The sequence below is a fragment of the Paraburkholderia mimosarum LMG 23256 = NBRC 106338 genome (assembly GCF_000739815.1).
In the GTDB taxonomy this organism is placed as follows: domain Bacteria; phylum Pseudomonadota; class Gammaproteobacteria; order Burkholderiales; family Burkholderiaceae; genus Paraburkholderia; species Paraburkholderia mimosarum.
Map to the genome: position 1 here is coordinate 227,121 of NZ_BBJJ01000006.1, position 25,636 is coordinate 252,756.

At 66.3% G+C, this 25,636-nt stretch carries 22 protein-coding genes and 1 pseudogene; 8 read left to right on the forward strand and 15 right to left on the reverse strand.

Translation table 11 applies throughout. The features are described 5' to 3' along the window. From BMI01S_RS07460 to BMI01S_RS07505, 9 genes and pseudogenes are all read right to left on the reverse strand, one after another. On the reverse strand, positions 1 to 2,400 hold the full coding sequence (locus BMI01S_RS07460; RefSeq protein ID WP_028211867.1) for a xanthine dehydrogenase family protein molybdopterin-binding subunit: 2,400 nt from the start codon (positions 2,398 to 2,400) through the stop codon (positions 1 to 3). A 14-nt stretch (positions 2,401 to 2,414) separates the two neighbouring features. After that, positions 2,415 to 2,903 (reverse strand): (2Fe-2S)-binding protein, encoded by a 489-nt coding sequence (locus tag BMI01S_RS07465; RefSeq protein WP_028211866.1) that lies wholly within the window; start codon positions 2,901 to 2,903, stop codon positions 2,415 to 2,417. 467 nt (positions 2,904 to 3,370) lie between these two features. Beyond that, positions 3,371 to 4,792, reverse strand: coding sequence for an amino acid permease (locus BMI01S_RS07470; protein WP_028211865.1), 1,422 nt, complete (start codon positions 4,790 to 4,792; stop codon positions 3,371 to 3,373). 309 nt (positions 4,793 to 5,101) lie between these two features. Continuing rightward, complete coding sequence (gene rqpR / locus BMI01S_RS07475) at positions 5,102 to 5,758, reverse strand: response regulator transcription factor RqpR (protein WP_028211864.1); 657 nt, start codon at positions 5,756 to 5,758, stop codon at positions 5,102 to 5,104. Further along, positions 5,755 to 6,768, reverse strand: a complete 1,014-nt coding sequence (locus BMI01S_RS07480; protein WP_238327804.1) for a sensor histidine kinase — start codon at positions 6,766 to 6,768, stop codon at positions 5,755 to 5,757. The genes rqpR and BMI01S_RS07480 overlap by 4 nt, the downstream gene beginning before the upstream one ends. Before the next feature lie 396 nt (positions 6,769 to 7,164). After that, entirely contained in the window at positions 7,165 to 7,935 is a 771-nt protein-coding gene (locus tag BMI01S_RS07485; RefSeq protein WP_028211863.1) for a ferredoxin--NADP reductase, read from the reverse strand. A 654-nt stretch (positions 7,936 to 8,589) separates the two neighbouring features. After that, positions 8,590 to 9,234, reverse strand: a complete 645-nt coding sequence (locus tag BMI01S_RS07495) for a LysE family translocator (protein WP_028211862.1) — start codon at positions 9,232 to 9,234, stop codon at positions 8,590 to 8,592. A gap of 129 nt (positions 9,235 to 9,363) precedes the next feature. Further along, positions 9,364 to 10,161 carry an endonuclease/exonuclease/phosphatase family protein gene (locus BMI01S_RS07500; protein WP_028211861.1) on the reverse strand — a complete coding sequence of 266 codons (798 nt, stop codon included), beginning with the start codon at positions 10,159 to 10,161 and terminating at the stop codon, positions 9,364 to 9,366. A 40-nt stretch (positions 10,162 to 10,201) separates the two neighbouring features. After that, positions 10,202 to 10,627: pseudogene (locus tag BMI01S_RS07505) on the reverse strand (hypothetical protein); the annotation flags it as partial. 645 nt (positions 10,628 to 11,272) lie between these two features. Between BMI01S_RS07505 and BMI01S_RS07510 the strand changes: the two are divergent. The 3 genes from BMI01S_RS07510 (at position 11,273) to BMI01S_RS07520 (ending at position 13,442) form a co-directional block, all read left to right on the forward strand. Beyond that, entirely contained in the window at positions 11,273 to 11,587 is a 315-nt protein-coding gene (locus BMI01S_RS07510; protein WP_042288754.1) for a DUF4148 domain-containing protein, read from the forward strand. A gap of 232 nt (positions 11,588 to 11,819) precedes the next feature. Beyond that, the gene (locus tag BMI01S_RS07515) at positions 11,820 to 12,926 is read left to right on the forward strand and encodes an NAD(P)/FAD-dependent oxidoreductase (RefSeq protein WP_028211860.1); all 1,107 of its coding nucleotides are present in this window, start codon (positions 11,820 to 11,822) and stop codon (positions 12,924 to 12,926) included. A gap of 204 nt (positions 12,927 to 13,130) precedes the next feature. Continuing rightward, positions 13,131 to 13,442 carry a high-potential iron-sulfur protein gene (locus tag BMI01S_RS07520; RefSeq protein WP_028211859.1) on the forward strand — a complete coding sequence of 104 codons (312 nt, stop codon included), beginning with the start codon at positions 13,131 to 13,133 and terminating at the stop codon, positions 13,440 to 13,442. A gap of 102 nt (positions 13,443 to 13,544) precedes the next feature. Here the strand turns inward: BMI01S_RS07520 and BMI01S_RS07525 are convergent, their stop codons facing one another. Beyond that, entirely contained in the window at positions 13,545 to 15,059 is a 1,515-nt protein-coding gene (locus BMI01S_RS07525) for an amidase (RefSeq protein ID WP_028211858.1), read from the reverse strand. 199 nt (positions 15,060 to 15,258) lie between these two features. Next, on the reverse strand, positions 15,259 to 15,957 hold the full coding sequence (locus BMI01S_RS07530) for a dienelactone hydrolase family protein (RefSeq protein WP_028211857.1): 699 nt from the start codon (positions 15,955 to 15,957) through the stop codon (positions 15,259 to 15,261). Positions 15,958 to 16,737: 780 nt separating this feature from the next. Between BMI01S_RS07530 and BMI01S_RS07535 the strand changes: the two genes are divergently transcribed. Next, positions 16,738 to 17,883 carry a branched-chain amino acid ABC transporter substrate-binding protein gene (locus tag BMI01S_RS07535; protein WP_028211856.1) on the forward strand — a complete coding sequence of 382 codons (1,146 nt, stop codon included), beginning with the start codon at positions 16,738 to 16,740 and terminating at the stop codon, positions 17,881 to 17,883. A gap of 99 nt (positions 17,884 to 17,982) precedes the next feature. Here BMI01S_RS07535 and BMI01S_RS07540 read toward each other — a convergent pair whose 3' ends face one another. Beyond that, positions 17,983 to 19,203, reverse strand: coding sequence for an MFS transporter (locus tag BMI01S_RS07540; protein ID WP_028211855.1), 1,221 nt, complete (start codon positions 19,201 to 19,203; stop codon positions 17,983 to 17,985). A 189-nt stretch (positions 19,204 to 19,392) separates the two neighbouring features. Between BMI01S_RS07540 and BMI01S_RS07545 the strand changes: the two genes are divergently transcribed. The 3 genes from BMI01S_RS07545 to BMI01S_RS07555 all read left to right on the forward strand — a co-directional run bounded on the left by BMI01S_RS07545 (position 19,393) and on the right by BMI01S_RS07555 (position 22,269). Continuing rightward, positions 19,393 to 20,073, forward strand: coding sequence for a HugZ family pyridoxamine 5'-phosphate oxidase (locus BMI01S_RS07545; RefSeq protein WP_028230480.1), 681 nt, complete (start codon positions 19,393 to 19,395; stop codon positions 20,071 to 20,073). Between the two features lie 413 nt (positions 20,074 to 20,486). Then, positions 20,487 to 20,795: an H-NS histone family protein gene (locus tag BMI01S_RS07550; RefSeq protein WP_028211853.1), complete on the forward strand. Its 309-nt coding sequence runs from the start codon at positions 20,487 to 20,489 to the stop codon at positions 20,793 to 20,795. Positions 20,796 to 21,087: 292 nt separating this feature from the next. Beyond that, positions 21,088 to 22,269, forward strand: coding sequence for a cation diffusion facilitator family transporter (locus BMI01S_RS07555; protein WP_042288757.1), 1,182 nt, complete (start codon positions 21,088 to 21,090; stop codon positions 22,267 to 22,269). 66 nt (positions 22,270 to 22,335) lie between these two features. On the opposite strand, the gene BMI01S_RS07560 is transcribed toward BMI01S_RS07555, so the two are convergent. From BMI01S_RS07560 to BMI01S_RS07570, 3 genes are all read right to left on the reverse strand, one after another. Continuing rightward, positions 22,336 to 22,806, reverse strand: coding sequence for an Lrp/AsnC family transcriptional regulator (locus BMI01S_RS07560; protein ID WP_174480071.1), 471 nt, complete (start codon positions 22,804 to 22,806; stop codon positions 22,336 to 22,338). 77 nt (positions 22,807 to 22,883) lie between these two features. After that, positions 22,884 to 23,522 (reverse strand): 3'-5' exonuclease family protein, encoded by a 639-nt coding sequence (locus BMI01S_RS07565; protein WP_028230479.1) that lies wholly within the window; start codon positions 23,520 to 23,522, stop codon positions 22,884 to 22,886. A gap of 14 nt (positions 23,523 to 23,536) precedes the next feature. After that, positions 23,537 to 24,181, reverse strand: coding sequence for an MBL fold metallo-hydrolase (locus BMI01S_RS07570; RefSeq protein WP_028230478.1), 645 nt, complete (start codon positions 24,179 to 24,181; stop codon positions 23,537 to 23,539). Positions 24,182 to 24,945: 764 nt separating this feature from the next. Here BMI01S_RS07570 and BMI01S_RS07575 point away from each other — a divergent pair. Further along, complete coding sequence (locus tag BMI01S_RS07575) at positions 24,946 to 25,542, forward strand: septal ring lytic transglycosylase RlpA family protein (RefSeq protein WP_028230477.1); 597 nt, start codon at positions 24,946 to 24,948, stop codon at positions 25,540 to 25,542. Positions 25,543 to 25,636 lie beyond the last annotated feature (94 nt).

Genomic DNA, 25,636 nt, shown 5'->3' on the forward strand with positions numbered 1-25,636 from the left:
TCAAGGCTGTGAAGAGTGTGAAGGGGCCTGCGCGGCCTGGATCGCCTGCCAGACGCGATGCGGCGTGGCCGGCATCTGCAGGTCCTTGACGCCCAGGGAGCTGAGCGCATCAAGAATCGCGTTGATGACGGCGGGCGGCGAGCCGATCGCGCCGGCCTCGCCGCAGCCCTTAACGCCGAGCGGATTATGCGTGCACGGCGTGCCTTTCGCGGTTTCCACCGTGAACGAGGGCACGTCCGACGCATGCGGCATGGCGTAGTCCATGTACGAGCCCGAGAGCAGCTGGCCGCTCTCGTTGTCGTACACGCAGCGCTCCAGCATCGCCTGGCCGATGCCCTGGCCCAGGCCGCCGTGCACCTGGCCTTCGACGATCATCGGATTGATGACGTTGCCGAAGTCATCGACGGCGGTGAAGCGCTCGATGCGCGTCTCGCCCGTATCGGGATCGACTTCGACTTCGCAGAGATACGCGCCCGACGGGTAGGTGAAGTTGGTCGGGTCGTAGAACGCGCTTTCGTCGAGGCCCGGTTCGAGCGTCTCCAGCGGGTAGTTATGCGGCACGTACGCGGCGAGCGAGATTTCGGCGAAGGTCTTGGTGCGGTCGGTGCCGGCCACGCGGAACACGCCATCGGCGAACTCGATGTCCTCGGCGCCCGCTTCGAGCATGTGCGCGGCGATCTTCTTCGCCTTCGCCTCGATCTTGTCGAGCGCTTTCATGAGTGCGGAGCCCCCCACGGCGATCGAGCGCGACCCGTAGGTGCCCATGCCGAACGGAATGCGGGCCGTGTCGCCGTGCACGATCTCGATCTGCTCGATCGGCACGCCGAGGCGGTCGGACACGACCTGCGCGAAGGTCGTCTCGTGCCCCTGGCCATGGCTATGCGAGCCCGTGAAGACGGTGACCGAGCCCGTGGGGTTCACGCGGACCTCGCCGGCTTCGAACAGGCCCGCACGCGCGCCGAGCGCGCCCGCGATGTTAGACGGCGCAAGCCCGCACGCCTCGATGTAGCACGAGTGGCCGAGCCCGCGCAGTTTTCCCCGCGCCTTCGAGGCATCGCGCCGGGCGGCGAAGCCCTTTACGTCGGCGAGTTCGAGCGCGCGCGCGAGGCACGTTTCGTAGTCGCCGGTGTCGTAGGTGAGGCCCACGGGCGTCGCGTACGGAAAGCGCGTGATGAAGTTGCGGCGGCGGATTTCGGCCGGGTCGATGTTCATCTCGCGGGCGGCCGTTTCCACGAGACGCTCGACCACGTAGGTCGCTTCGGGGCGCCCCGCGCCGCGGTATGCATCGACCGGCACCGTGTTCGTGAACACGGCCTTCACCTCGGCGTAAATCGCGGGCGTGGTGTACTGGCCCGCGAGCAGCGTCGCGTAGAGGATGGTCGGCACGCTGGAGGCGAACGTCGAAAGATACGCGCCCATGTTCGCCGTGGTGTGCACGCGCATGGCGAGGAACTTGCCGTCCTTGTCGAGCGCGAGTTCGGCGCGGGTCACGTGGTCGCGGCCGTGCGCGTCGGAAACGAAGGACTCCGATCGTTCGGCGGTCCACTTCACTGGGCGGCGGATTTTCTTCGCGGCCCACGTGAGCGCGACGTCTTCGGCGTACAGAAAGATCTTCGAGCCAAAGCCGCCGCCCACGTCCGGCGCGACGATGCGCAATTTCGTTTCCGGCAACCCGAGCACGAATGCGGCCATGAGCAGGCGCTCGACGTGCGGGTTCTGGTTCGACACGTACACGGTGTAGCTGTCGTCGTGCGCCGAGTAGCTCGCGTTCACGGCGCGCGGCTCGATCGCGTTCGGCACGAGGCGGTTGTTGACGATGTCGAGCGTCGTCACGTGCTCGGCCCGCGCGAACGCGGCGTCGGTCGCGGCCTTGTCGCCGTGGCCCCACGTATAGCAGGTGTTGTTCGGCACGCTGTCGTGCACGAGCGGCTGGCCCGCGTCGGCCGCGTGCGCCGTGTCGACGATGGCGGGCAGTTCCTCGTAGTCGACTTCGACGCGCTCGGCGGCATCCTTCGCGGCCTTGATCGAATCGGCGATCACGAGCGCGACCTGGTCGCCCACGTGCAGCGCCTTTTCGTGTGCGATCACGGGATGCGGCGGCTCGTGCATGGGTGTGCCGTCGATGCTGTGTATCAGCCAGCCGCACGGCAGGCCGCCCACGTTCTCGGTCGCGAGGTCTGCGCCGGTGAACACGGCCACGACGCCGGGCGTTGCCCTGGCGGCGTTCGTGTCGATGCTCCTGATGCGCGCGTGAGCGTGAGGCGAGCGCACGAATACGGCGTACGTTTGCGCGGGCAGGACGACATCATCGGTATATTGGCCGGCGCCGGTGAGGAAGCGGAAGTCTTCCTTGCGCTTCACGGGCGCGCCGATCATGCGATTGGGTTCGGGTGCATTCATGGCGGCCTCCCGAATCACGCGGCGGCGGTCGTGCGGGCGCGCATTTCCTGCGCGCCCGCGACCACCGCCTTCACGATGTTGTGATAGCCCGTGCAGCGGCAGAAGTTGCCGTCGAGGCCTTCGCGCACGTCGGCTTCAGTGAGGTCGGGCTTCTGTGCGGCGAGCGCGGTCGCGCACATCACCATGCCGGGCGTGCAGAACCCGCATTGCAGGCCATGGCATTCGCGGAACGCGGCCTGCATGGGATGCAGTGTGCCGTTCTTCGCGAGGCCTTCTATCGTCGTCACTTCCATGCCGTCGCACTGCACCGCGAGCTGGTTGCATGACTTGATTGCGCGACCATTGAGATGGACGGTGCAGGCCCCGCACTGCGCCGTATCGCAGCCGACATGGGTGCCGGTGAGACGCAGCTGTTCGCGCAGGAACTGGACGAGGAGCGTGTGAGGTTCGACCTCTGCGGTCACGGGCGAGCCGTTGACCAGGAGGCGGATACTGATCGCCATTGACTGTCTCCAATGTCGACCGGAGTTCGCGCTTTCGTGCCTGCTCCGGTCCCGCGCCGAAGCGCGTCGCCTGGGGCGGCGCTGTGCTTGACTCCGGTCCCATACTTTGTGATGGGATAGAGAGACCTGCCTGGGCCCGCTTATGACACTGAATCGACCACCACAACCGCCCGCCGAAATACTTGCCCGTTAAACGCATCGCGCTGGCTGCGCGCGCAACGCATACCGCCACGCAAACAATGACGAGGCGGTTCGGGCGGAGCGGGTGGAGCGGAATCTGGGTCCGGCTGGTGCCTTGCTGTTCAGTGAAGCCTGGACAGTAAAGCACAATTTGCCGGTTTACGCTGCGGGGGGTTGTACTTGCCGCAAGCGATGCGGCACAGCATGAAAAACGGCCCGCTCCGAATATCGGGCGGGCCGTTGCGTTGCAGTGCAGCGAGGCTTCGTAATAGACGCGCGCCGCGCGCTTACTGTTCGTGATGCACGTGCTCGTGGGGCGCGTGCGCGAGGCGCGAATGCCGGCGTGAATAGCCGAAGTAGACGAAGAGGCCGACCGCGGTCCAGACGAGGAAGGCGACCCAGGTGAGCGGCTGCAGATTGATCATCAGGAAGAGGCACGAGCCCACCGCGAGAACCGGCACCACGGGCACGCCCGGGCAGCGGAACGCGCGCGGCAGGTGCGGGTGCGTCCTGCGCAGGACGAGCACGGCGATCGACACCATCGAGAACGCGGCGAGCGTGCCGATGTTGATGAGTTCGGCGAGCACGTTGAGCGGCACGAGTGCGCCGACCAATCCGAAGAAGATACCCACGAGCCAGGTCGTGAAGAACGGCGTGGCGAAGCGCGGATGCACCTTCGAGAGCTTCGCGGGCAGCAGGCCGTCGCGCGACATCGCGTAGATGATGCGGGTCTGGCCGTAGCTCATCACGAGGATCACGGTGAGCATGCCGAGCACGGCGCCCAGATCGATGAAGCCCGCCACCCAGTTTTCGCCCGCCACCTGGAGCGCGAACGAGACCGGGTGACCGACATGGGCGAAGCGCTGCGAGGGCACGATGCCGGTCACGACCGCCGCCACGGCGACGTAGAGCACGGCGCACACCGCGAGCGACGCGATGATGCCGACGGGCAGATCGCGCTTCGGATTCTTCACTTCTTCGGCGGCGGAAGACACCGAGTCGAAGCCGATGAACGCGAAGAACATCACGGCCGCCGCGCCGAACACGCCATTCCAGCCGTTGGGCATGAACGGATGCCAGTTCGCGGGCGTGACGTGGAACACGCCCACGGCGATCACGAGCAGCACCACGGTCACCTTGATCGCGACCATGATGTTGTTGATGCGCGTGGATTCGCGCACGCCCACGGAGAGCAGCGCGGTGATCGCCATCATCACGAGGAAGGCGGGCAGGTTGAAGAGCGTATGCACGCCGGGCACGGCGCCGGGTGCGGCGCTGAGCGCGGCGGGCAGCGTGAGGCCGAACCCCGCGAGCAGCGACTGCAGATAGCCCGACCAGCCCACCGAGACCGCGGAAGTGGCGAGCCCGTACTCGAGCATCAGGTCCCAGCCGATGACCCACGCGGCCAGTTCGCCGAGCGTGGCGTACGAGTACGTGTAGATCGAGCCGGCGACGGGAATCGTCGAGGCGAATTCGGCGTAGGCGAGCGCGGCGAAGCAGCAGGCCACGGCAGCGATCAGGAAGGAGATCATGAGCGCCGGCCCGGCCTGCACGGCGCCGGTGCCGGTCAGCACGAAAATGCCGGTGCCGATGATCGCGCCGATGCCGAGAAAGGTGAGGTCGAGCGCGCCGAGCGCTTTTTTCAGACCGGCGCCCTGAGCGCTCGCCTTCAGCATGTGCTCGACGTTCTTCTTGCGAAAGAGGGACATTTGGCTGGGAACTCCACGTAATACGCGCGAGAGCGCGGAGCCGGCGCGGTCTTTCGACCTTGACTTGCCTTCGCCGCTGGCTTCGCCGGCCTCGCGTGCCGATGTCTGGGGGAAACCCTAAATTTTAGCGGATGTCGCGCGCGAGCCCGGTCGAGCCGGGTCGAAAACGCGAGGATTGCGTGGACGATTCCGCCGCAAACCCGCACGCCTGCGCGCAATCATTGCGGCGACCGGTGCAAACGGCGCAATCCATTTCCGGATCAGTCGCTTATGGCGAGAAGGCTGCCTCGGTGGCGCGGGCAGAGCCGTTCAGGCGTTCACGGTGGGGGAGAGGTCGACGAGCCGGTTGCTCATGACGTAAAAGGTCAGCTCGGCGTTGTTGCTGAGCTTCATTTTTTCGAGCAGCCGCGTGCGGTAGACGCTCACCGTCTTCACCGAGAGCGAGAGCGCGTGCGCGATGTCGGTGAGGCGCTGGCCCGAGGCGAGCATGCACAGCGTCTGGTATTCGCGGTCGGAGAGCTTCTCGTGCGGGAGCTGCTCGCCGTCCACGAGCACGTAGTCCGCGAGCGCCTCGGCCATGGCCGGGCTCACATACTTGCGGCCCGCGGCGACCTGCTGGATCGCCGCAATCATCTGCGCGGCGTCCACCGTCTTCGAGAGATAGCCCGCCGCGCCCGCCTTCAGCGCCCGCACCGCGTATTGATCCTCGCGATACATCGAGAACATCAGCACCGGCACGCGCGGCGCCTTCTTCTTCGCGCGCTTGAGCACCTCGACGCCGTTCATGTCCGGCAACGAGATGTCGAGCAGGACCACGTCGCACACGTGCTTCTGGATCGCGGCGAGCGCCTCGGCGCCGGTCTGCGCCTCGATCACTTCGCTGGCGATGCCGCGGTCCAGCAGCAACTGGCGGACGCCCTGGCGCACGACGGCATGGTCGTCGACGAGCAGGATGCGATGGGTCATGAGCGAGCGCCTTCTTTCGGGAGGAGGGGCGAGGCGCCGAGCGATGTGCCGAGCAGCGCGTCCCAGGCGAAGCGGGCGCGCACTGTCGTGCCGCGCGGGGCCGCTTCGCGTTGCGAGGCTTCGTCGCGCCCGGCGGGCGCGATGCCGCCCGTGACGGCGCGCAGCGAGCCGCCGAAGGCGGCGCAGCGCTCGCGCATGCCGGCGAGGCCGTAATGGCTCGATTGGCTGGAGCGGTCCGTTCTCCTGGCACGCGTGCCCTCGCCGTCGCCAATGCCGTGCGCCGCGCCGCGGCGCGTGAGGCCGATGCCGTCGTCGACCACGGTGAGCGTGAGGTGGCGCGCCGTGCTTTCGAGCCGCACCTCGGCGCGCGTGGCGTGCGCATGACGTGCCACATTCGAGAGCGCCTCCTGCGCCACGCGGAACACGGCGAGCGCGGCTTGCGCGGGCAGGCGCGCGAGGCGCGCGTCGTCGGTGGCGACCGCCAGCCGGGCGGCCAGCCCGGTGCGCGCGCCGAAGCCGGGCACCCAGCCGGCCAGCGCGGGCGCGAGCCCCGAATCGAGTTGCGGCGCGTGCAAACCGTCGAGCACGTGGCGCATCGCGCCTGTGGCGGCTTCGAGTGAGCGGGCGACCAGCGCGAGTGCCTCGGCGCACTGCGGCGGGGCGTTGGCGGGCAGCCAGCTGTGGACGTTGGCCAGCGCAAAGTGCGTGGCGGCGAGTTCCGCGCCAACGCTGTCGTGGAGATCGCGCGCCAGGCGTTGGCGCGCCGCTTCGTCGGCGTGGATGGAGCGGGCGGCGGTGTCGCCGCCCGATGAGCGCCTCGCGTGGCGCGCGGGTGCGGCAATTTGCCGCTGAACCCGCGAGAGACCTTCTAGCGAGGCCGCCGTGGCCGCTTCATCTGCGGCGGCGGACCAGGCGAGGAGGGCGAGGCCGTCGGCCGCACAGGCGGCGCGAGGCGCATCGCTGCCTGGCGTGCACGCGTTCAATGCGGCATATCTCGGCGTATCCATCATTCCCCCGTTCCTGAACCGGTCCTGGCTGTCGGGCTTTCGTCCGACGTTCTTGGTGTGACGGCAAACAGCACGGCGCAGCGTAACGAAATTTACTTTCCGTAACAACCGGCTCTGGCCCTCAGCCGATCCAATGTATCCGATGCTGCACTGCGATATTATCGCAAAAATCAAAAAACCCTCATATCTGACAAGGGTTAGCGCTAAAACCTCAGGTGTAGCATGAAGTCCCGCGCGTTTGTCATGTAGGAAAAACACTGACAACAAAGTATCGTGACTTTGTGACAAACGTAACCGCGTCAACGACAAAATAGCGGGCCAATTTTCAGCGTGCAGGCGAAAAAAAACCGGAGCGCAAGGCTCCGGTTCTGCGAGTGACGAACGACTCGGGCGCGGCGTTCAACCGACGAACGCTTTTTCCACTACGTAGTGCCCCGGTTCGTTGTTGCTGCCTTCCTTGAGGCCGGCCTTTTCGAGCAGTTCTACCGTGTCGCGCAGCATGTGCGTGCTGCCGCAGAGCATGATGCGATCGCGCTCCGGCGAGAACGGCGGCAGGTCGAGGTCTTCGAACAGCTTCTGAGTATCGATCAGCTCGGTGATGCGGCCGCGATTGTCGAACACTTCGCGCGTGACGGTCGGGTAATACACGAGCTTCTCGCGCACGATCTCGCCGAGGTATTCGTGCTCGCGCAGCTCTTCGGTGATGAAATCCTTGTACGCGAGTTCGTCGACGAAACGGCAGGTGTGCGTGAGCACGATCTTGTCGAAGCGGTCGTAGATGTCCGGGTCTTTGATGATCGACATGAACGGTGCGAGGCCCGTGCCGGTGGAGAGCAGCCAGAGGACCTTGCCGGGCAGGAGGTTGTCGGCCACCAGCGTGCCGACGGGCTTCTTGCCGATCAGCACCTTGTCGCCGATCTTCAGGTGCTGCAGGCGCGACGTGAGCGGGCCGTCCGGCACCTTGATGCTCAGAAACTCGAGATGCTCTTCATAGTTCGCGCTCGCGAGCGAGTACGCGCGCATCAGCGGTTTGCCGTCCACTTCGAGGCCGACCATCGTGAACTGGCCGTTGTCGAACCGCAGGGCCTGGTCGCGCGTGCAGGTGAAGCTGAAAAGCGTGTCGGTCCAGTGATGGACGCTCAGAACGGTTTCTTCGGTGAATTTGCTCATGGTTCCTGAATTGCGAAACAAGGGCCGCCGGATTCGGGCGGTCCTGCCGGCCTGCTGTCCAGTACAGCGTAGCTTGACGATATGCTCGGGACCCGGCTGCCCAATGCCCTGGTCTGCCCTGGACATCAGGCAGGCGAGCCCGGTTTTCCAGTCCGCCCCGCTGCGAACGAGGCGCAATCCGCCATTTTACCGCGCTCGGGCCACAAGGACCTGCTCAGGCCGATGTACGGACCCCGCATGGATCAGACACGGTCCGCGCATGAGCCGCGCCCGGACGGCATACGGCCACGCTTCGCGGCAAGAGGTGACCCGGTGCGGTGGCTTGCTGGCGCGCCCCACGAGCATGATTGGCTCGGGCGCAGGACAGCTGGCGAGTTGCGATGGCGGCGGCGGGGAATCGTCCGGCCTTGTGGACCGGAGCTTGCAAGAACCCGCGGGAGCGGGGTCTCGAGCCGCCTGCGACGCAGCTTCATACGCGCGTAAGACGCGCGCGTGCGAATTTTGCGCTAAATGATACCGGAAGGCCTGACGGCCCGCAGCATTGACCCTGCTGGCGGGGCAGTTTCGGCGCGCATTTCAGGTGCGGATAGACGCGCGATCACGCCGTTTTCGACGCTGCAGCGGTGCTGCGGCAATGCGGCACGTGAGCGCTTCCTAGCGGTCCGCAGCAAGCTTCACGCCGAGCCCGATCAGCGCGGCGCCGCAAAACGCGTCGATGGGGCGGCGCAGGCGGCGATAACCGCGCTGGGTGCGATCGTCGGCGAACAGGAAGGCAAGGCTGCAATGCCAGCCGAACGACATCGTCGCGACCGTGGCAAGCGCGACGCCATAGAACCAGAGCGGCGGATGGGCCGGAAACACCGCCGCGAACACGCTGGTCCAGAACACGCACGACTTCGGGTTAGTCAGGCAGGTGAAGAGCCCCGCGCGCCACGTGCGCAGCCACGCGCGCCGGTCGGCGGGCGGCGGCGGCGCGGCCACCGCTTGCGCCGCCGCGGCCAGCTCGCGGCGCACGCCCGAACGCAGCAGCTTGAGTCCGAACCAGACGAGGTAGAGCGCGCCCGCCACGCGCACGCCGTTGTAGAGCCAGCCGATGTGCTGCAGCACCGCCGCGAAGCCGAGCATGGCTAGCGCGGCCCAGAGCGTGGAGCCCACGCCCACGCCCGCCGCCGAAGCCACGCCCAGCCCGCGCCGCCCGGCGAGCGAGAGCTGGGTGACCATGAAGAAGTTGGGGCCGGGGCTGATGAGCGCAAACAGATAGACGACAACGATCTGCAGCAGCGTGGCGAGGTAATGCATCCGGGGAGACCCGACGAAAGGCGCGGTGCGCAACGCGCCATAGTAGCGTGCTCGCGCGTGCCGCGGGCGGCATTCAAGAGCGTGCCGCGGGGCAGGCGCCGGATCGGCGGCGCCTGGTGGCCCGGCGCGTCATTCGAGCCGCAAGCGCGCCATATACGGCAGATGATCGGAAAGCCACGCCGTTTCCTGCGCGGGCTGGATCAATTCGACGGGCTTCAGGCCGCGCACGAACATCTTGTCGAGCGCGAGGGCCGGGGAAAAAGCCGGGAACGTGCGCGCGGGCTCGCCGAGCAGCGTGGCGACTTCCTGCAAGCCGTGCTCGGCGAACAGCGGCACCGAATCGTTGCGCCAGTCGTTGAAGTCGCCCGCCAGCACGAGCGGCCCCTGCGGCGCTTCCTTCACGATCCAGTGCGCGATCCAGTGCATCTGCCGCAGGCGCGCGCTGCGCGTGAGCGCGAGGTGCGCGCACAGCAGCGTGACCGATTGCCCGGCCACGTTCGCGCGCGCGACCAGCAAGCCGCGCCGCTCGAAGCGGTGCGCGGAGATGTCCCAGCGCCCGCCGAGGTCGAGCGGATGCGGCGAGAGGATCGCATTGCCATGCCGCCACGACGGCTTGAACACATTGGGGCCGAGCGCGATCTGCAACTCGAGCGCAGTGGCGATTTCGGTGGCCTGGCAGTGCCAGATGTCTTCGACCGGGTCGTCCAGCTGCGCGCCGAAGGCCGAGGCGAGCACCGGCTGCGGCAGGCGGCGGGCCATTGCCTCCTGGAGAAACCAGGCATCGGCGTGGGTGGACTGGACCCAGCGCCGCATGGCCTCCCAGGCCTCGAAGCCGAGCGGCGAGCGGCCCTTGTGGAGATTCCAGCTCACGGCGACGAAGTCGTTTCGCGGCGAGCTGTCGATCAGCGGTTGTTCGGGATTTCGCATGCTTTTTTAACGGGTTGGGTCGCGCCGGGTCGCGCATCCGTCACTGCGCGGCGTGAGGCGCGAGCGTCGCGCGCACCCGGTACACGAGCGAGGGGTTCCGGTCGACGATTTGCCAGTTCACCCATTGACCGTCCGGCACGATGAGGCCCGGATGGTTCGCACTCACCTGGCGCGGCTGCGGCGGCAGTTTGCAGCCTTCGGGCGTGCTCGGCGCGGTGTCGCCTTCGAGCGTTTCCTGGGCGTCGATCGACAGGACGATGAGGTTCGCCCGCACCTGCAGCGGCGAAACCGTGATCGTGCGTGACAGGTCGATGCTGCCCGCGGGCTGATCCTTGCACCCCACGTTGTGCGCGACAACCTTGTGGTGCGTATCGGTGCGCGCCTGGCCGACCGTCGTGGTGCCGTCGAACGAGTCGATCTGCTGGCCGTCGCGCAACACCTCCAGCGTCCACTGCACCGCGGCCTCGTTGACCGGCGCCGTCGCAGGCGCGGCGGGTGGGGGCGGCGGCGCAGTCGTCGTCGCAGGCGCGGTCGGCGCTGACGGCGGCGGTGGCGGTGGCGTCGTGGGCTCGCCCGCTGGCGCGACGGCGGGCCCCGGGGCCGGCACATAGGCCGGCACCTCGGGCTGTTGCGCCGTGCCTTGCCCCACCGCGCACGCGCTCGTTCCCGCCAGTGCGGCGCAGAACGTGAGCGTAAGGCAATGTTTCCACAACGTCATATTGGCGACTCCGTGCACGGCGCCCAGCGAGGCGATCACGTCGGCAACGCAACAGGGCGGGTACGTTCTGACCATCGATCCTATACCCGGTTCGCAAAGGCCGGACTGCTGCGGTTCATTTGAGATGGGGACGCGGCCGATCCCCTTCAACCGCAGCGCGCCGGCAGATTGAGTATTTGAGCGCAACAACCCCGAACCGCGCGCGGTATTCCGCACGAAATTGTTGTCTTCAGTGCAACGGAGACTTGTTGCTTATCGGCGTGGCTTTTCGATAGTCGATGTTTACACTGGCTCTCGCGTATCCCAAACCTCTCCCCGGATTGCGCACCGCCTGGCCTGCATCCCCGGCAGCCCATCGCACCGTGATCCGCAGTTGCCGGAAGGAGCACCGCCATGAAGAAGTCCCTCCCGTTCGCTGCGCTGCTGGTCAGCGCCGCCACCGCCACCGCCCTCGCAGCCGCGCCGGCATTCGCGACTGGCGATGCGGCGCCGACCGTTCAGTCAGATCCGGTCGTCGTAGCAGCCTCGAACAACGGTCCCAGGACGCGCGCCGAAGTGAAGGCCGAACTCGCGCGCGCCCGTGCCGACGGCGAACTCAGTCTCGACCCCAATTCGCCGGCTTATCCGCAGCAATATGCGATGGGCGGCTACACCGTGCCGCGCGAGCAGATCACGGCGGGCTTCTTCCGCGCCCGGCGCACGCAGTAGCGGCGTCTTTCGGCGTCGCCGTGACGTTCGCGGCTGACGCGCGGACACGCTGAGTGCCTTCCTCTGTTCCCTTCCGCTCCTTCGCCGCGAGTGCAAGTCGTAGCCGCCTCGGTGGGCGGCGTACAATTTTCCTCAAGCAGCGGTGCGCGATGCGCACCGCGATACCCATGGCAGAGAGGATCGTGGCGCGGCCGGCTTGCCTGCTGGCGTCGCGAAGGCGGGACGCAGGGACATGGACCAGATCGAATGTGTTGTGATCGGCGCGGGCGTGGTCGGCCTCGCCGTGGCGCGTGCGCTTGCCGCGCGCGGGCGCGAAGTGATCGTGCTCGAAGCCGCCGAAGCCATCGGCACCAGCACCAGTTCGCGCAATAGCGAAGTCATTCACGCCGGGCTCTACTATCCGCGCGGCTCGCTCAAGGCCACGCTGTGCGTGCGCGGACGCGAGATGCTGTACGACTACTGCGCGACGCGTAACGTGCCCCACGCGCGCTGCGGCAAGCTGCTCGTCGCCACCGCGGCGAACCAGATTCCGCAGCTCGAGGCGATACTCGCGCGCGGCAAGGAAAACGGCGTGTTCGACCTCACGCGCATCAGCGGGAGCGAGGCGCTCGCGCTCGAGCCGGCGCTCGAATGCGTCGCGGCCGTGTACTCGCCGCAAACGGGCATCGTCGACAGCCATCAGCTCATGCTCGCGCTGCAGGGCGACGCCGAGCGCGACGGCGCCGTGATCGCGCTCAAGTCGCCGGTCGAATCGATCGACGCGCTCGGCAGCGGCTTCACCGTGAGGACGGCCGGGGATGCGCCGACCGACATCCGCGCGGCCTGCGTCATCAATAGCGCGGGCCTTTACGCGACGAAGCTAGCGAAGCGCATCCGGGGGCTCGACGCGCGCCACGTGCCGCCGCTCTATCTCGCGCGCGGCAATTACTTCAGCGTGTCGGGCCGCGTGCCGTTCACGCGTCTCATCTATCCGATGCCGAACGACGCGGGCCTCGGCGTTCATCTCACGCTCGATCTGGGCGGGCAGGCGCGCTTCGGCCCCGACGTCGAATGGATCGACGCGATCGACTACGACGTCGATCCGCGGCGCGCCGAATCGTTCTACGCGCAGATCCGCAGCTACTGGCCCGCGCTGCCCGACGGCGCACTGCAGCCGGCCTACGCGGGCATTCGCCCGAAGCTCTCGGGCCCGGGCGAGAGCGCCGCCGACTTCATGATCCAGGGCGCGGCCTCGCACGGCGTGCGCGGCCTCGTGAACCTGTTCGGCATCGAGTCGCCGGGGCTCACGGCTTCGCTCGCGATCGCGCAGCGCGTGTGCGAAATGGCCGCGATCGACTGAATTCCCTTCTTGCCATTCCCCTTCCGTGAGTGAGCCGCATGTTGCGGCTCACTTATCTCCGGCATTGCAGCGTCTCGCCGTCTTGCTTCGTTGTTAAGCTTCTTCGCCACGCCGCCAACGGAGCGGCGTCAGGCATTCGCGCGGCAAAAGCCGCGCGTTACCCCAGCGAACGAATCGCCACAACACAATACTGGAGTGAGTCATATGCAATCGTCCCGTCGCAGCTTTCTGATCACGAGCATTGGCGTTGCCTCGACGCTCGCGCTTTCGCGCCAGGCCTTCGCCGATGCGCCCAAGGTTGCCGAATCCGATCCCACCGCCCAGGCGCTCGGCTACAAGCTCGACGCGACGCAGGTCGACAAGGCGAAGTTCGCGAAATACGCCGCCGGCCAGGACTGCAGCAATTGCTCGTTCTACCAGGGCAAAGCCACCGACGCGTTCGCGCCGTGCCCGATGTTCGGCGGCAAGCAGGTCGCGGGCAAGGGCTGGTGCAGTGCCTATAACAAGAAGGCGTAAGGCAAGCGGAAAGCGGCGCGGGAGACCGGGTGCCCGGTTATGGCGCGCAGGCCTCGCGCACCCGGGCGCCGCGCGCTTCACCTGCAAAGTCATCGGGGCGCGCTAGCGCCGCGCCTGCAGGAGCGGCGGACGCCGGCCGAACCACGGGCGCGCCGCCTCCAGTTGCGCGGCGAGGCGCAACAGCAGCGCATCGTTGCCCTCGCGCGCGGCGAACTGCACGCCGATCGGCAGCCCGCGAGCGTTCCACGCGAGCGGCACCGACATCGACGGCTGTCCCGTCAGATTGAAGAGCTCGGTACAGCCCGCCCACGCGAACGCCTTGTTCGAGGCTTCGGTCAGCAGCTTTCGCATCAGCACTTCCACCGGCACGGCCGTGACCGCGCGCATCTGCATGCGCTCGCCGGAGCTCGGCTTCAGCTCGCCGATCTTCACCGGTGGCGCGGCGAGCGTCGGGCACAGCAGCACGTCGTAGCGCGTCATCAGGTCGGCCAGTTGCGCCGTGATGCGCTGCTGCACGTCGAGCGCCGCAGGCAGCTCGCGTTCGCCGAGCTTGCGGCCGACGTGCGCCATGGCCCACGTCGCGATCTCGAACTCCTGGCGGCGCGGCTTCGTGCCCGTGATCTCGTCGGCGTTCAGCACGTATTGCTCGGCCACCACGGACCACAGCATGAGGAAGGCCTCGCGCGCCGCCGCGTAATCCACGGTCAGCGCGTACGGCTCCACGCGATGGCCGAGCGAGGTCAGCAGCGCGGCCGCGTCGTCGAGCGCGCCGCTCACTTCGGGCGAGAGCGTGTCCGCGAACATGGGCTCGCGCAGCAGCGCGATGGCAAGCGGCTTAGAGCCCTCGAGCGGCGCGCGGGCGGCGGCGAGGAAGGTGCCCGGCGCGCCCGGCGGCAAGGCGGGATCGCCGGCAATCAGGTCGAGCATGAGCGCGCTGTCGCGCACGCTGCGCGAAACCGCGAGATCGACGCCGAGCGCGCCGGGCGGCGGCGGCACATCCGTGGCGGGCTGGAACGCGCGCGACGGCTTGAACCCGAAGAGCCCGCAGCACGACGCGGGAATGCGGATCGAGCCGCCGCCGTCGGACGCGTGCGCGAGCGGCACGATGCCGGCCGCCACCGAAGCGGCCGCGCCGCCGCTCGAACCACCCGGCGTGTGATCGAGGTTCCACGGGTTGCGGCACGGGCCGAACAGTTCGGGCTCGGTGTAGGGCATCTGCCCGAGTTCGGACGCGCTCGTCTTGCCGAAGATGTTCAGGCCCGCGGCGCGAAAGCGTGCGACCACGGGCGCGTCCGCGGTGGGAATGTAATGGCGGTAGTGGCGGCTGCCCAGCGTCATGCGCAGGCCCGCCACGGCCGCGCCAAGATCCTTCACGAGAAACGGGACGCCCGCGAGCGGACCGTCATGGAGCGAGTCGACGCCGTTGCCGCCCGCCTCGATGCGCCGCGCGCGCTGTCGCGCCGCCTCATAGTCCTTGAGGATGATGGCGTTGATCGCGGGATTGGTGGCCTCGGCGCGCGCGATGGCGGTGTCGAGCAATTCGCGCGCGCTCACCTCGCCGCGGCGCACCAGATCGGCGAGGCCGATGGCGTCGTATTCCAGATAGTCGGACTGCAAGGCGCGCACTCCTCGTCGTCGGGTTGGGGGTCATCCGGCAGCGTACGAGAGGAGTGTAAGCGGGCGCGCGGGCGTTGTGCCATTGGACGGGCAACGCAGGCGCAGATGCTTGCGCGCGCCACGATCGGCGCGCGGCAGACCAGGCGGCGCCCGGTGCGCAAGGCTGCGCAACGCCGCCCGCCGCCCGGCGGCGCCGGTATTACAGATGCTCGGCGAGGAAGCTCAGCGTGCGGCCGTGCGCGAGCGCGGAGGCGTGCTGGTTGTACGACGCGCGCACCGGGCAGTTGAAGCCGTGATCGGCGTTCGGATACAGATGGAACTCGGCGTTCGGGCGGCCCGCGAAGCGCTCCTTCACCTGGCCGACCGCCGAGAGCGGAATGCCGTGATCGAGTTCGGCGTAGTGGAAGAGGATCGGCTTGGTGACCTTGTCGGCGACGTCGAGCTGGTTCTGGATGCCGCCGCCGTAGTAGGACACCGCCGCATCCAGCGAGCCGCTGGCGGCCGCGAGGTAGGCGAGACGTCCGCCGAAGCAGTAGCCGATCGCAGCGACCTTGCCCGTGCACTCGGGCAGCGCGCGCAGCGCGGCTGCGGTCGCGCCGATGTCCTCGACCGCGAGGTCGACGTTCGTCTTCTGCAGCAGCTCGATGCCGCGGTCGCGGTCCGCGCCCACGTAGCCGAGTTCGATGCGCGGGGCCGTGCGCCAGAACACATCGGGGGCGATCGCGACGTAGCCGTCGAGCGCGTATTGCTCGACCACGTCGCGAATGTGTCCGTTCACGCCGAAGATCTCCTGGATGATGACGATGCCCGGGCCCTTGCCGCCCTTGGGCAGCGCGAGGTACGCGCCGAAGCTGTCCTTGCCGGCGGGAATGTCGATCCATCGAGTCGAAAGGCTCATGTTGCTCTCCGTCTTATTGCGTTGATGAGTCATGCGGTGGCCATCGCGCGGCGCGGCGTGTGTTTGGCTGTGTTTGCGCGGGCGATGGCATCGCGAAATCGGGGAGCCAGTTTGCCATAGGGCCATGAACCTCTGCAGAGCGCGCGCGGGTTTGACGGCGCGCATCGACCGCCAGGAGCCAGGCGACGCTCGGCAAACTCGCTGGCGATTCAAGAGCCAGGCGCTCGATGCGGCCAAATTGCGATGCGTCGGGATCCGAAATTAATCGAATGCTTACTTGAACCGGTCCTCGCGCGATCGCGCGTGCGGCATGACGCCACGAATGGCAAACGTTATCGCGAAGGCGAGGACTCTTCATATTGCCGCATTACGCCCCTGGTGGATTCCCGCAACGGGTGCGCGAACAACCAACAACTCCCGTCAAAAATCTCAAAAACAGCTCGCGGGAGTCGTATCGCGGGCCTTTCCAGGCATTGCATCCAAAGCGGGATGCCGTATTACACAAGGCTTTCGGTCGAAAGATCAGGGTTCCAGACCGTTGTTGCATTACGCATATTGGTACTCGCACCAATATCTGAAAAAAGTCCCCCAAATTAATTTGATCGCCTACACTTGCGCGCAAGTATGGATGGGGGTTCCGCCATGAGCGGGTCTTTCACCATGCTGGCCAGGTGCATCAAGGATGCATCCTGCGTGGTCGTCCGCACGGGGAGCGACACGTTCGGGGCGCGGGAGCACTGGGCGATTACGTAGCTTTTGGGTTCGAAACTGGAGACTTACATGAATATCAAGCTTCACAAGCTGTTGCCGATCAGCGCTGCGGCCATGTTGTTCGCGTCGTTCGCAACGGCAGCGAGCGCAGACGTCACGGTCAAGATTGGCCACGTCGCTCCGCTCACGGGCGGCATTGCGCACCTCGGTAAAGACAACGAAAACGGCGCACGTCTCGCAGTCGAAGAGATCAACGCGAAGGGCCTCGTGGTCGGCGGCCAGAAGGTCACGCTCGTGCTCGACGCACAAGACGACGCGGCTGACCCGCGCACGGCCACCCAGGTCGCGCAGAAGCTCGTCGACGACAAGGTCGTCGCCGTCGTCGGCCACCTGAACTCGGGCACCTCGATCCCGGCTTCGAAGATCTACAGCGATGCGGGCATCGTGCAGATCTCGCCGTCGGCCACGAACCCGGCCTACACGCAACAAGGCTTCAAGACGACCTACCGTGTCGTGGCGACCGACGCCCAGCAGGGTCCGGCGCTCGCGAACTACGCAGCGAAGAACCTGAAGGTGAAGACCGTGGCCGTGGTCGACGATTCGACGGCTTATGGTCAGGGTCTCGCGAACGAATTCGAGAAGACCGCCAAGGCGCTCGGCATGACCGTGGTGTCGCATGACGCGACCAACGACAAGGCCGTGGACTTCCGCGCCATTCTCACGAAGATCAAGGGCGAAAACCCCGACGCGATCATGTACGGCGGCATGGACGCCACCGGCGGCCCGTTCGCGAAGCAAGCCAAGCAGCTTGGCCTGCGCGCGAAGGTGCTCGCGGGTGACGGCGTCTGTACCGACAAGCTGGCCGACCTGGCCGGCGACGCGACCGACAACGTCGTGTGCTCGGAAGCCGGCATGGCGCTCGAGAAGATGCCGGGCGGCAAGGATTTCCAGGCCAAGTTCGAGAAGCGCTTCGGCCAGCCGATCCAGATCTACGCACCGTTCACGTATGACGCCGTGTACATCATCGTCGACGCGATGAAGCGTGCGAACTCGACGGATACGGCCAAGATCCTCGCCGAAATGCCGAGCACGGACTACAAGGGCGTGATCGGTGAGACGACCTTCGATTCGAAGGGCGACCTCAAGCACGGCGTGATCTCGCTGTACAACTACAAGGCGGGCAAGAAGTCGCTGCTCGACGTCGTGAAGATGTAATTCGCCTCTGGCGATATCGCTTGCGCGATTGGAAAAGCCCGCGGGTTTTCGGACCCGCGGGCTTTTTGTTTATTGCCTCGGGCAACACGCGTTCGCGGACTAGATCCGCAGCCGCCGCAGCACCTTCGGCCCCGCAAACGCCACGAGCGCCGCGCACAGCGCCACGACGGCGAGCCCAATCGTGAGATTCGTCACCTGCGTAATGCCGCCGATCACCACCGGCCCGAACAGCAAGCCGAAATAAGCGAGGCCCGCGACGTGCGCGAGGCCTTCGGCCGCGTGGATGCCCTTCACGCGCGCAGCGGCCGCGAACAGCACCGGCATCATGTTGGCGAGGCCGAGGCCCATCAGGGTGAAGCCCACGAGCGCCGTGAACGAGTAAGGGAGCACCAGCGCGCCGATCATGCCCGCGCACGCGAGCGAGGCGCTCGCCATCACGAGCTGGGGCGCGCCAAAGCGCGCGCGCACCGCGTCGCCGGCAAAGCGCGCCGCGGCCATGCCGCCCGAGAACGCCGCGTAGGCCGCGCTGGCGAGTGCGGGCGTGGAGAGCACGACGTCGCGCATATAGACCGTGGCCCAGTCGTACATCGCGCCTTCGGCGATCAGCGCAATGAGCGCGATGGCGCCGAGCGCCCACAGCGCCGGGGTGCGCCAGCGGTTGCCGGTTTTCGCGTGCTCGCCATGCGTCGCGTGCGGCACGTGCGGCAGCACGGCGGGGCACGAAAGGAAGAGCACGAGTGCCGACAGCGCCGCGGCGAGAAAGAGGTGCAGCGCGGGCGCCATGCCGCGCGCGAGCAGCACGCCGCCAATCGCCGCCCCCGCCATGCCGCCCAGACTGAACATGCCATGCAGCCCCGACATGATGGGCTTCGCCACCGCTTCCTCGACGGCGCTCGCCTCCGCGTTCATGGCGACGTCGAGCGTCGCCATGCCCATGCCGAACACGGCGAGCACGACGAGCAGCATCCAGTAATAGGGCACGGCGAGAATCAGCGCGCCGGACACGCACATGGTGAGGCCGCCGGTGAGGCAGGCGCGGCGCGAGCCCGCGCGCGCGATCCAGCCGCCGAGGGTCGTCATCGCGGCGATCGAGCCGCCCGCCACGGCGAACAGCGCGTACGAGAGCAGCGCCGGGCTCAGATGGAACTTGTCGCGCACGGTCGGCACGTGCACGCCCCACGACGCGTACATCATGCCGGCGATGAAAAAGAGCGCCATCGTCGCGATGCGCGCGCGGTTGCGCCTGCCGGCGGGCAGCGCCCGGTGATGAGCGGTGGGGCCGGCGACGGCGAGGGCGGGATCGGTTGGTCGGTCGGACACGGGAATTCCGGGCAGAGGCGTTGAGCGAAACGGAGACTCAAGTGGCACCAGAAACGGAAGCCTCCTGAAAGGAGTCGATTCTAGCGAAGGCGCGCAACGGCTGCCGGGCGCGCTCGCGCTGTTCTACTATCCAGGAGCGGTGTGCCGCGCCGCTGTCCCTTGCCCACAGCACCGTTGGAGGACGTGCCCTTGAAAATCCCCGCTCACGCACCCTTGCATTTGATGCACCAGACGGCCGTCGGCGCGCTCGCCACGCACTCCCGCGAGCCGCGCGGGTTTCCGTATCCGACGCTGCTGCCGTTCGCGCCCGACGCGCGGCACCGCCCGGTAATACTCGTGAGCCGGCTTGCCGAGCACACGCGCAACCTGCTCGACGATCCGCGCGCCGGTTTTCTCGTCGCGCACTCAGCCGACGCCGACGTGCTCAACGCGCCGCGCGCCACGCTGCTCGGCCGCTTCGAACCGGTCGCTGCCGCCGCCGATGGCGAAGCGAGCGTGGCACTGGCGCGCCGCTACCTGCGCTATCACCCCGATGCCGAACGTTATCTCGCGCTCGGCGACTTCACGTTCTGGATCATGCAGGTCGAGCGGCTGCGCTATATCGGCGGTTTTGGCGCGATGGGCTGGATGGACGGCGCCGATCTCGACACGCTGGAACCGCTCGCCGCCGACGATGAAACCACGCTGATCCGCTTTTTCGAGACACATTCGCAGCGGCGCGCCGGACTCGATCTTGCCGGCGTGGATCGCTACGGCGCCGATCTCGTGATCGATGGCGCCTGCACCCGCTTCGTGTTCGAAGCGCCGCAGCCGGATTTGCCATCCTTGCATGCGGTGCTAGCGGACTGCATCGAGCGACATTCGTCGTGACGAGGTTTTCCGCGCATGCGGCCGCTAATAGCCCATCGATATAGCGGATTGCCTCTCGCGACTTGCCAATGGTATGGCCCTTCGCCGTCGATGGGCCGCAAGTTGTCATGCGATGAAATGTTTGACGCATTTCAAGACATTTAATTTTCATCCGTTGCTAATTATGAGATGTGGATTTTTCTGTTAAAAGCAAGATTTAGTAAAAATCCTGATTTGCACGAAATGACAAAGAGTTAGACCCTAGTGGGAAGGACGGTGGAATCGATATCACGTTAAGGTCATTTTTATTGTCCGTGTACTTCCGGGCATTCGATTCTGTGTTAATCTCGCCACCGATTTCCGAGGCACGCATCTCTCAATGGGCATACTGGCATGAGATCAGTAGCCATTATGATCAAACCACAAGGGCACCTATGTCTTCCTACAAGGAACTCCTCGCTCAGCGAGAAAAGCTGGAAAAGCAGATTGAAGAGGCGAAGGCTCGCGAATATGCCGAGGTCCTCGACGAAATCAAGCAAAAAATGGCCGACTACGGCATTACCCTGGCAGAACTCGGCGGCGGCCGCGCTAACGCGAAGGCCGCAAAAGCCGCCAGCCGCTCACGCGCGAGCGTCGCGCCAAAATACCGCGATCCGGAAAGCGGAAGCACCTGGTCGGGCCGCGGCAAGCCGCCGCGCTGGATCGCTGGCCAGGATCGCGATCGTTTTCTGATCCAGAAGTAAATCGGCTCGCCGGCGGCGCGCACGAACGCGCCATGCATCGAGCCGATGCAGGAGTGGGGTCAGGCGGGGAATCGTCTGATCCGCTAAACGAGAAGCCGCGCAGTCGACCGACGCGCGGCTTTTTGATTTTCTGATCGCGGCAGGCGGATCGAACCGGATCCGGGACAGGAATGCGAATGCTTCGCGTTATTGTAGGCGTCTGATTTAAAAGAGATTTTTAGGGATATCCATAAAATCGACGCACAGGGGGACTACAATTGCGGTTATTCCCTAATTTTGCCGGTTGCTGTGCATGACTTCCTCCTCCGCTCCACCGTTATCAGATAAACACGACGTCGCGCGCCGCACTACGTGGGTCAGCGTTGCTGTCAATTGTGTTCTGGTGGTGCTGCAAATCGTGGTCGGCGTGGTGGCGCATTCGCAGGCGTTGATCGCCGACGGCGTCCATACCCTGGCCGATATCGTCTCCGATTTCGTCGTGCTGCTGGCCAACCGGCATAGCGGCGCCAAGCCGGACGCCGATCACAACTACGGCCACAGCCGTTATGAGACAGTCGCCTCGCTCTTCCTCGGCGCATTGTTGATTGCGGTGGGCGTCGGCATGCTGGTGCGCGCCGGCACGCGCATCATGAATCTCGGTGATATTCCGCCGCTGCACGCGAGCGCGCTGATCGTCGCGCTGCTCGTGCTGGTTCTGAAGGAAGGCCTCTTTCGCTACATGCTGCGCGAGGCGCAGCGCGTGCGCTCCGCCATGCTGATCGCCAATGCGTGGCACGCGCGATCGGACGCGGCGTCGTCGCTCGTGGTGGCGATCGGTATCGTCGGCAGCCTCGCGGGCGTGCGGCTGCTCGATCCGATCGCGGCGGCCATCGTCGGCTTCATGGTCGCGCGCATGGGCTGGGTGTTCGGCTGGGACGCGTTGCAGGACCTCTCCGACCGCGCGCTGGACGAGGCCGCCGCAGCCGACCTGCGCGCGCTCCTCGTCGAAACGCCGGGCGTGCTCGACGTGCACGAGATGCGCACGCGCAAGACCGGCGACCTCGCGCTCGTGGATGCGCACATCCTCGTCGATCCGCTGATTTCGGTTTCGGAAGGTCACTACATCGCCGAGACGGCGCGCGCGCGCCTGCTCACCGATTCACGCGTGCTCGACGCGCTCATTCACGTGGATCCCGAAGACGATATGCACGTGCGGTCGGTGGCCAACCTGCCGCCGCGCGAGGACGTGGCGGCGCATCTGCGTGAGGCGCTGGCGGAGCACGACGTCCATGTGGAAGGCGTGACGCTGCACTACCTGAGCACGGGGCTGGAGATTCAGGTGGTGCTGGCCGCCGCGGACGACGCACGCCGCATCGCCCTGGTGGATCTCGAAGCACTGCGCGCGCGCCTCGGCGCGAGCAAGCTCGACGTGATGCAGTCGCTCGATGCGCAAGGCGCGCTCGCAACGCACGACAAGCCGCGCGCCCCGGACTGAGCCGCGTCGCACGGCGCGCAGGCGAGCGGCGCGGCGAAGACGCCGCTGCGCCTACGCTGGCCTGGATCAGAGCGGCAACTGCGTATCGAACTTGATTTCCCGCAGCACGACGCTCGTGCGCACTTGCGCCACGGCGGGAATGCGGAAGATGCGCTCGTGCAGAAAGGTGTCGTAGGCCTTGATATCGGGCGCGACGATTTTGAGGATGTAGTCCGATTCGCCCGTGGTGCTGTAACACTCGGTGACTTCGGGGCAGGTGGCGATCTCGCGCTCGAAGGCTTCGACGCCACCTTCAGTATGTCGCGTGAGATGGATATGCGCGAGCGCGCAGACGTGCAGGCCAAGCTTTTCGCGATCGAGCAGCGCCGTGTAGCGCTGGATCACGCCCGACTGTTCCATGTCCTTGATGCGGCGCCAGCACGGTGTGCTGGACAGACCGACCTGGTCGGAGATTTCCTGCACGGAACGGCGCGCGTCGAGCTGCAGCAGGCGCAGGATCTTCTGAGAGAACGTATCGAGTGTCAACTGCGCCTCCATTGCGTCGCTGTATCCCTGAATGGTAGAGGTCAGGAGAACAGAACGCAATGTAAAGCGCAACCGATGAGGGAGATTACCTAATTTGCCGGTGCACTTGCGGTGTTTTGCCCTGAGTCGTCCCCATCAGGGTCGGCTTGCCTTGCACTGAAGCCGGCCCGCAGGTCGGCCAGCATGTTGCAGAAAAGGGCGCCTTGTTCGATCGCGTCGTCCAGCGCCACGTGCGTGTGCGGATGGTCGTCGAACCAGTGTTTCGGAAAGCGTGGCTTGATGCACTTGCGGTACGGCAGGCCGGTCATCGCGAACGCGAGCGTCTTGATGTCGAGCGCCGACCACGAGAACGGGCAGCGCCCCGCAAAGCGCATCATGTACCAGAACATGAAGGTGAAATCGAAGCCTGCCGGCATCGCGACGAACACGGGCTTCCCGGGCAGCGCCTCCACCCATTCCACATAGGCGACGAGCGCCGCCGCCGGATCCTGCAGATCCTTGCGGCAGGCGGCCCACGCGTCGGGCTGCGTCGCCCACCACGCGGCCTGCACCGGGTGCGGGGCCGCGCCTTCCAGCATCTCCAGATTGGCCGAGAACGTGGCGATCAGACGCTTGTCGGCGGTGTAAGCAGCCGAAGCGAAGCTCAGCATCGAATGCGGGCCGGGGATCGGACCATCGGCCTCGACGTCGGTGCTGACGTAGATTTCCTCGATAGCGGTCTGATTCATCGTACGTTTCACTCTCATCCAGGTACGCCATCTGCGACATACGGGTTGGAACGGCGCTCTTCTCCGAAGGTCGAGACCGGGCCATGACCGGGCACGAACGTGACGTCGTCGCCCAGCGGCCAGAGCTTTTCGCGAATCGAGCGGATCAGGTCGGCATGATTGCCGCGCGGGAAGTCCGTGCGGCCGATCGAACCCGCGAACAGCACGTCGCCGACGGTGGCGATGCGGTGCTTGCGGCTGAAGAAGATCACATGGCCGGGCGTGTGCCCGGGGCAGTGATAGACCTCGAGTTCCTCGCTGCCGAAGCGCACGGTGTCGCCGTCGCGAAGCCAGCGCGTGGGCTCGAACGCCTCGGCGTGACCGAAGCCGAAGCGCACGCTCTGCTGCGGCAACTGGTCGATCCAGAAGCGCTCGTCTTCCTGCGGCCCTTCGATCGGCACGCCGAATTTCGTCGCGAGCGCCTTCGCGCCGGCGCAGTGGTCGAGGTGGCCATGGGTGAGCAGCACCTTTTCCAGCTGCACGCCCTGGCGTTCGATCTCGGCCTCGATGCGCTCGAGGTCGCCGCCAGGGTCGACGACGGCGGCGCGGTTCGTCGTTTCGTCGACGAGCAGCGAGCAGTTTTGCTGGAACGGCGTGACGGGAATCAGCGTGACTTTCATGCGGGTTCGTGGGTTCGGGTCTTGCGGGGGGTACGGCGACGCGTTGTAACAGGCGACGCACGTGGGAGTCCCAGCCAAAAGCCCGATTGTACCGGGGTGCAGGAAGCCCCGCCCAGGCCGTCCGCGGACGGCTGAATCCCTTGTCAGACAAGGGCGCGCGCGGGCGCCGGGCGAACGGCTTTGTTACGCCAATAGTGAGAATTCATGGGCAATGTTGGGGCTCGCACATGACAGGAATAACTTTTGGGTATAATGCGGCCTATCAACGCACGAGTTTCGTGCTTTCACTGGGTGATGTGGACCGCGTAAAAAGAGGTCGCGATACATCACCGTCAAGCAGTGCCGTCGTTTGGGGGCTGGCCAAAGAGGCTGCCTTACAAGATGGCAAATCAGGTGTCGATCCGTTCGACGCCGCACGTCTCGTCCAGCCAGGCGCCGCGCGCCTGCAACGGCCTGCATGCCGTGACGCTGGGTGGGGCCTACGCCGCCGTTCCTGTGCGCCGTGAGTTTCCGGCACACCTGAACGAGAGTCATCGTTCGATGGCGGCATGTGGGGTCTGGTCAGGCTGCCGGGGACAGGCTGCGCCAGACGTGAAACATAACTAGCGGTTAGCGGCTTATTGGGGCTGCATCCGGGCATTGGCACGCGTTCGCCTTTTTCATTGGTGGCGAGCGATGGCGAAGCCATGCCTGAAACCGCCGAAGCCATCCGACAACGCGCACACATGGCGCGGGACCGGCTTCGAAAACGGGATGGCAATGTTATGAACCTTAGACTGACTCGACGACGACTCGGGAGTCTCGCAGCCGTGTCCGTGCTGGCCGGTTGTGCCATGCCTGGGCCGCAGAACCAGGCCGCCAGCGACTCCCTGCGTACGACGGATGTCGCGTTCAGCGCGCCGCAGGGCTACGGCTCCGCGCTCGCCGCGCTGCCCGCATCGGGCACCGCGAAGGACAACTCGCTCGCGAACGCCCAGGCGCTCGATGACGATAGTCCGGACGTCCACTCGTTCCACCAGAAGGGCCGCGCCTCGTGGTACGGCCGCGCGTTCCACGGCCGCCGCACGGCGAGCGGCGAGCGCTTCAACATGGGCGCGCTGACGGCCGCGCACCGCACGCTGCCGCTCGGCTCGTATGTGCGCGTGAGCCTGCCGGGCACCTCGAAGTGGGTGGTAGTGAAGATCAACGACCGTGGCCCGTACGTGCGTGGCCGCGTGCTCGACCTCTCGTACGCCGCCGCCAAGGTCCTTGGCTTGCAGCACGCAGGTACGGCGAAGGTGGACATCGAAGGCCTCTCGCGGCAGGAAGCGAAGACCGCGCAAGCGGAGATGGTTGCCGCGAACTCGAACAGCGACAACTAAGCGCGTTCGTCCGGGCGTGGCGCTGAGTGCGCCGCGACGCGCCCGAAGCCGAACCGCCGCCTAGCCGCTGGATGCATACGCGAAGGGCCGCCTC

Bases quoted from the DNA above. Each gene is read 5' to 3' on its own strand.
- BMI01S_RS07460 (WP_028211867.1), bottom strand. From the start codon at position 2,400: ATGAATGCACCCGAACCCAATCGCATGATCGGCGCGCCCGTGAAGCGC.
- BMI01S_RS07465 (WP_028211866.1), bottom strand. From the start codon at position 2,903: ATGGCGATCAGTATCCGCCTCCTGGTCAACGGCTCGCCCGTGACCGCA.
- BMI01S_RS07470 (WP_028211865.1), bottom strand. From the start codon at position 4,792: ATGTCCCTCTTTCGCAAGAAGAACGTCGAGCACATGCTGAAGGCGAGC.
- rqpR (WP_028211864.1), bottom strand. From the start codon at position 5,758: ATGACCCATCGCATCCTGCTCGTCGACGACCATGCCGTCGTGCGCCAG.
- BMI01S_RS07480 (WP_238327804.1), bottom strand. From the start codon at position 6,768: ATGATGGATACGCCGAGATATGCCGCATTGAACGCGTGCACGCCAGGC.
- BMI01S_RS07485 (WP_028211863.1), bottom strand. From the start codon at position 7,935: ATGAGCAAATTCACCGAAGAAACCGTTCTGAGCGTCCATCACTGGACC.
- BMI01S_RS07495 (WP_028211862.1), bottom strand. From the start codon at position 9,234: ATGCATTACCTCGCCACGCTGCTGCAGATCGTTGTCGTCTATCTGTTT.
- BMI01S_RS07500 (WP_028211861.1), bottom strand. From the start codon at position 10,161: ATGCGAAATCCCGAACAACCGCTGATCGACAGCTCGCCGCGAAACGAC.
- BMI01S_RS07510 (WP_042288754.1), top strand. From the start codon at position 11,273: ATGAAGAAGTCCCTCCCGTTCGCTGCGCTGCTGGTCAGCGCCGCCACC.
- BMI01S_RS07515 (WP_028211860.1), top strand. From the start codon at position 11,820: ATGGACCAGATCGAATGTGTTGTGATCGGCGCGGGCGTGGTCGGCCTC.
- BMI01S_RS07520 (WP_028211859.1), top strand. From the start codon at position 13,131: ATGCAATCGTCCCGTCGCAGCTTTCTGATCACGAGCATTGGCGTTGCC.
- BMI01S_RS07530 (WP_028211857.1), bottom strand. From the start codon at position 15,957: ATGAGCCTTTCGACTCGATGGATCGACATTCCCGCCGGCAAGGACAGC.
- BMI01S_RS07535 (WP_028211856.1), top strand. From the start codon at position 16,738: ATGAATATCAAGCTTCACAAGCTGTTGCCGATCAGCGCTGCGGCCATG.
- BMI01S_RS07550 (WP_028211853.1), top strand. From the start codon at position 20,487: ATGTCTTCCTACAAGGAACTCCTCGCTCAGCGAGAAAAGCTGGAAAAG.
- BMI01S_RS07555 (WP_042288757.1), top strand. From the start codon at position 21,088: ATGACTTCCTCCTCCGCTCCACCGTTATCAGATAAACACGACGTCGCG.
- BMI01S_RS07560 (WP_174480071.1), bottom strand. From the start codon at position 22,806: ATGGAGGCGCAGTTGACACTCGATACGTTCTCTCAGAAGATCCTGCGC.
- BMI01S_RS07565 (WP_028230479.1), bottom strand. From the start codon at position 23,522: ATGAATCAGACCGCTATCGAGGAAATCTACGTCAGCACCGACGTCGAG.
- BMI01S_RS07570 (WP_028230478.1), bottom strand. From the start codon at position 24,181: ATGAAAGTCACGCTGATTCCCGTCACGCCGTTCCAGCAAAACTGCTCG.
- BMI01S_RS07575 (WP_028230477.1), top strand. From the start codon at position 24,946: ATGAACCTTAGACTGACTCGACGACGACTCGGGAGTCTCGCAGCCGTG.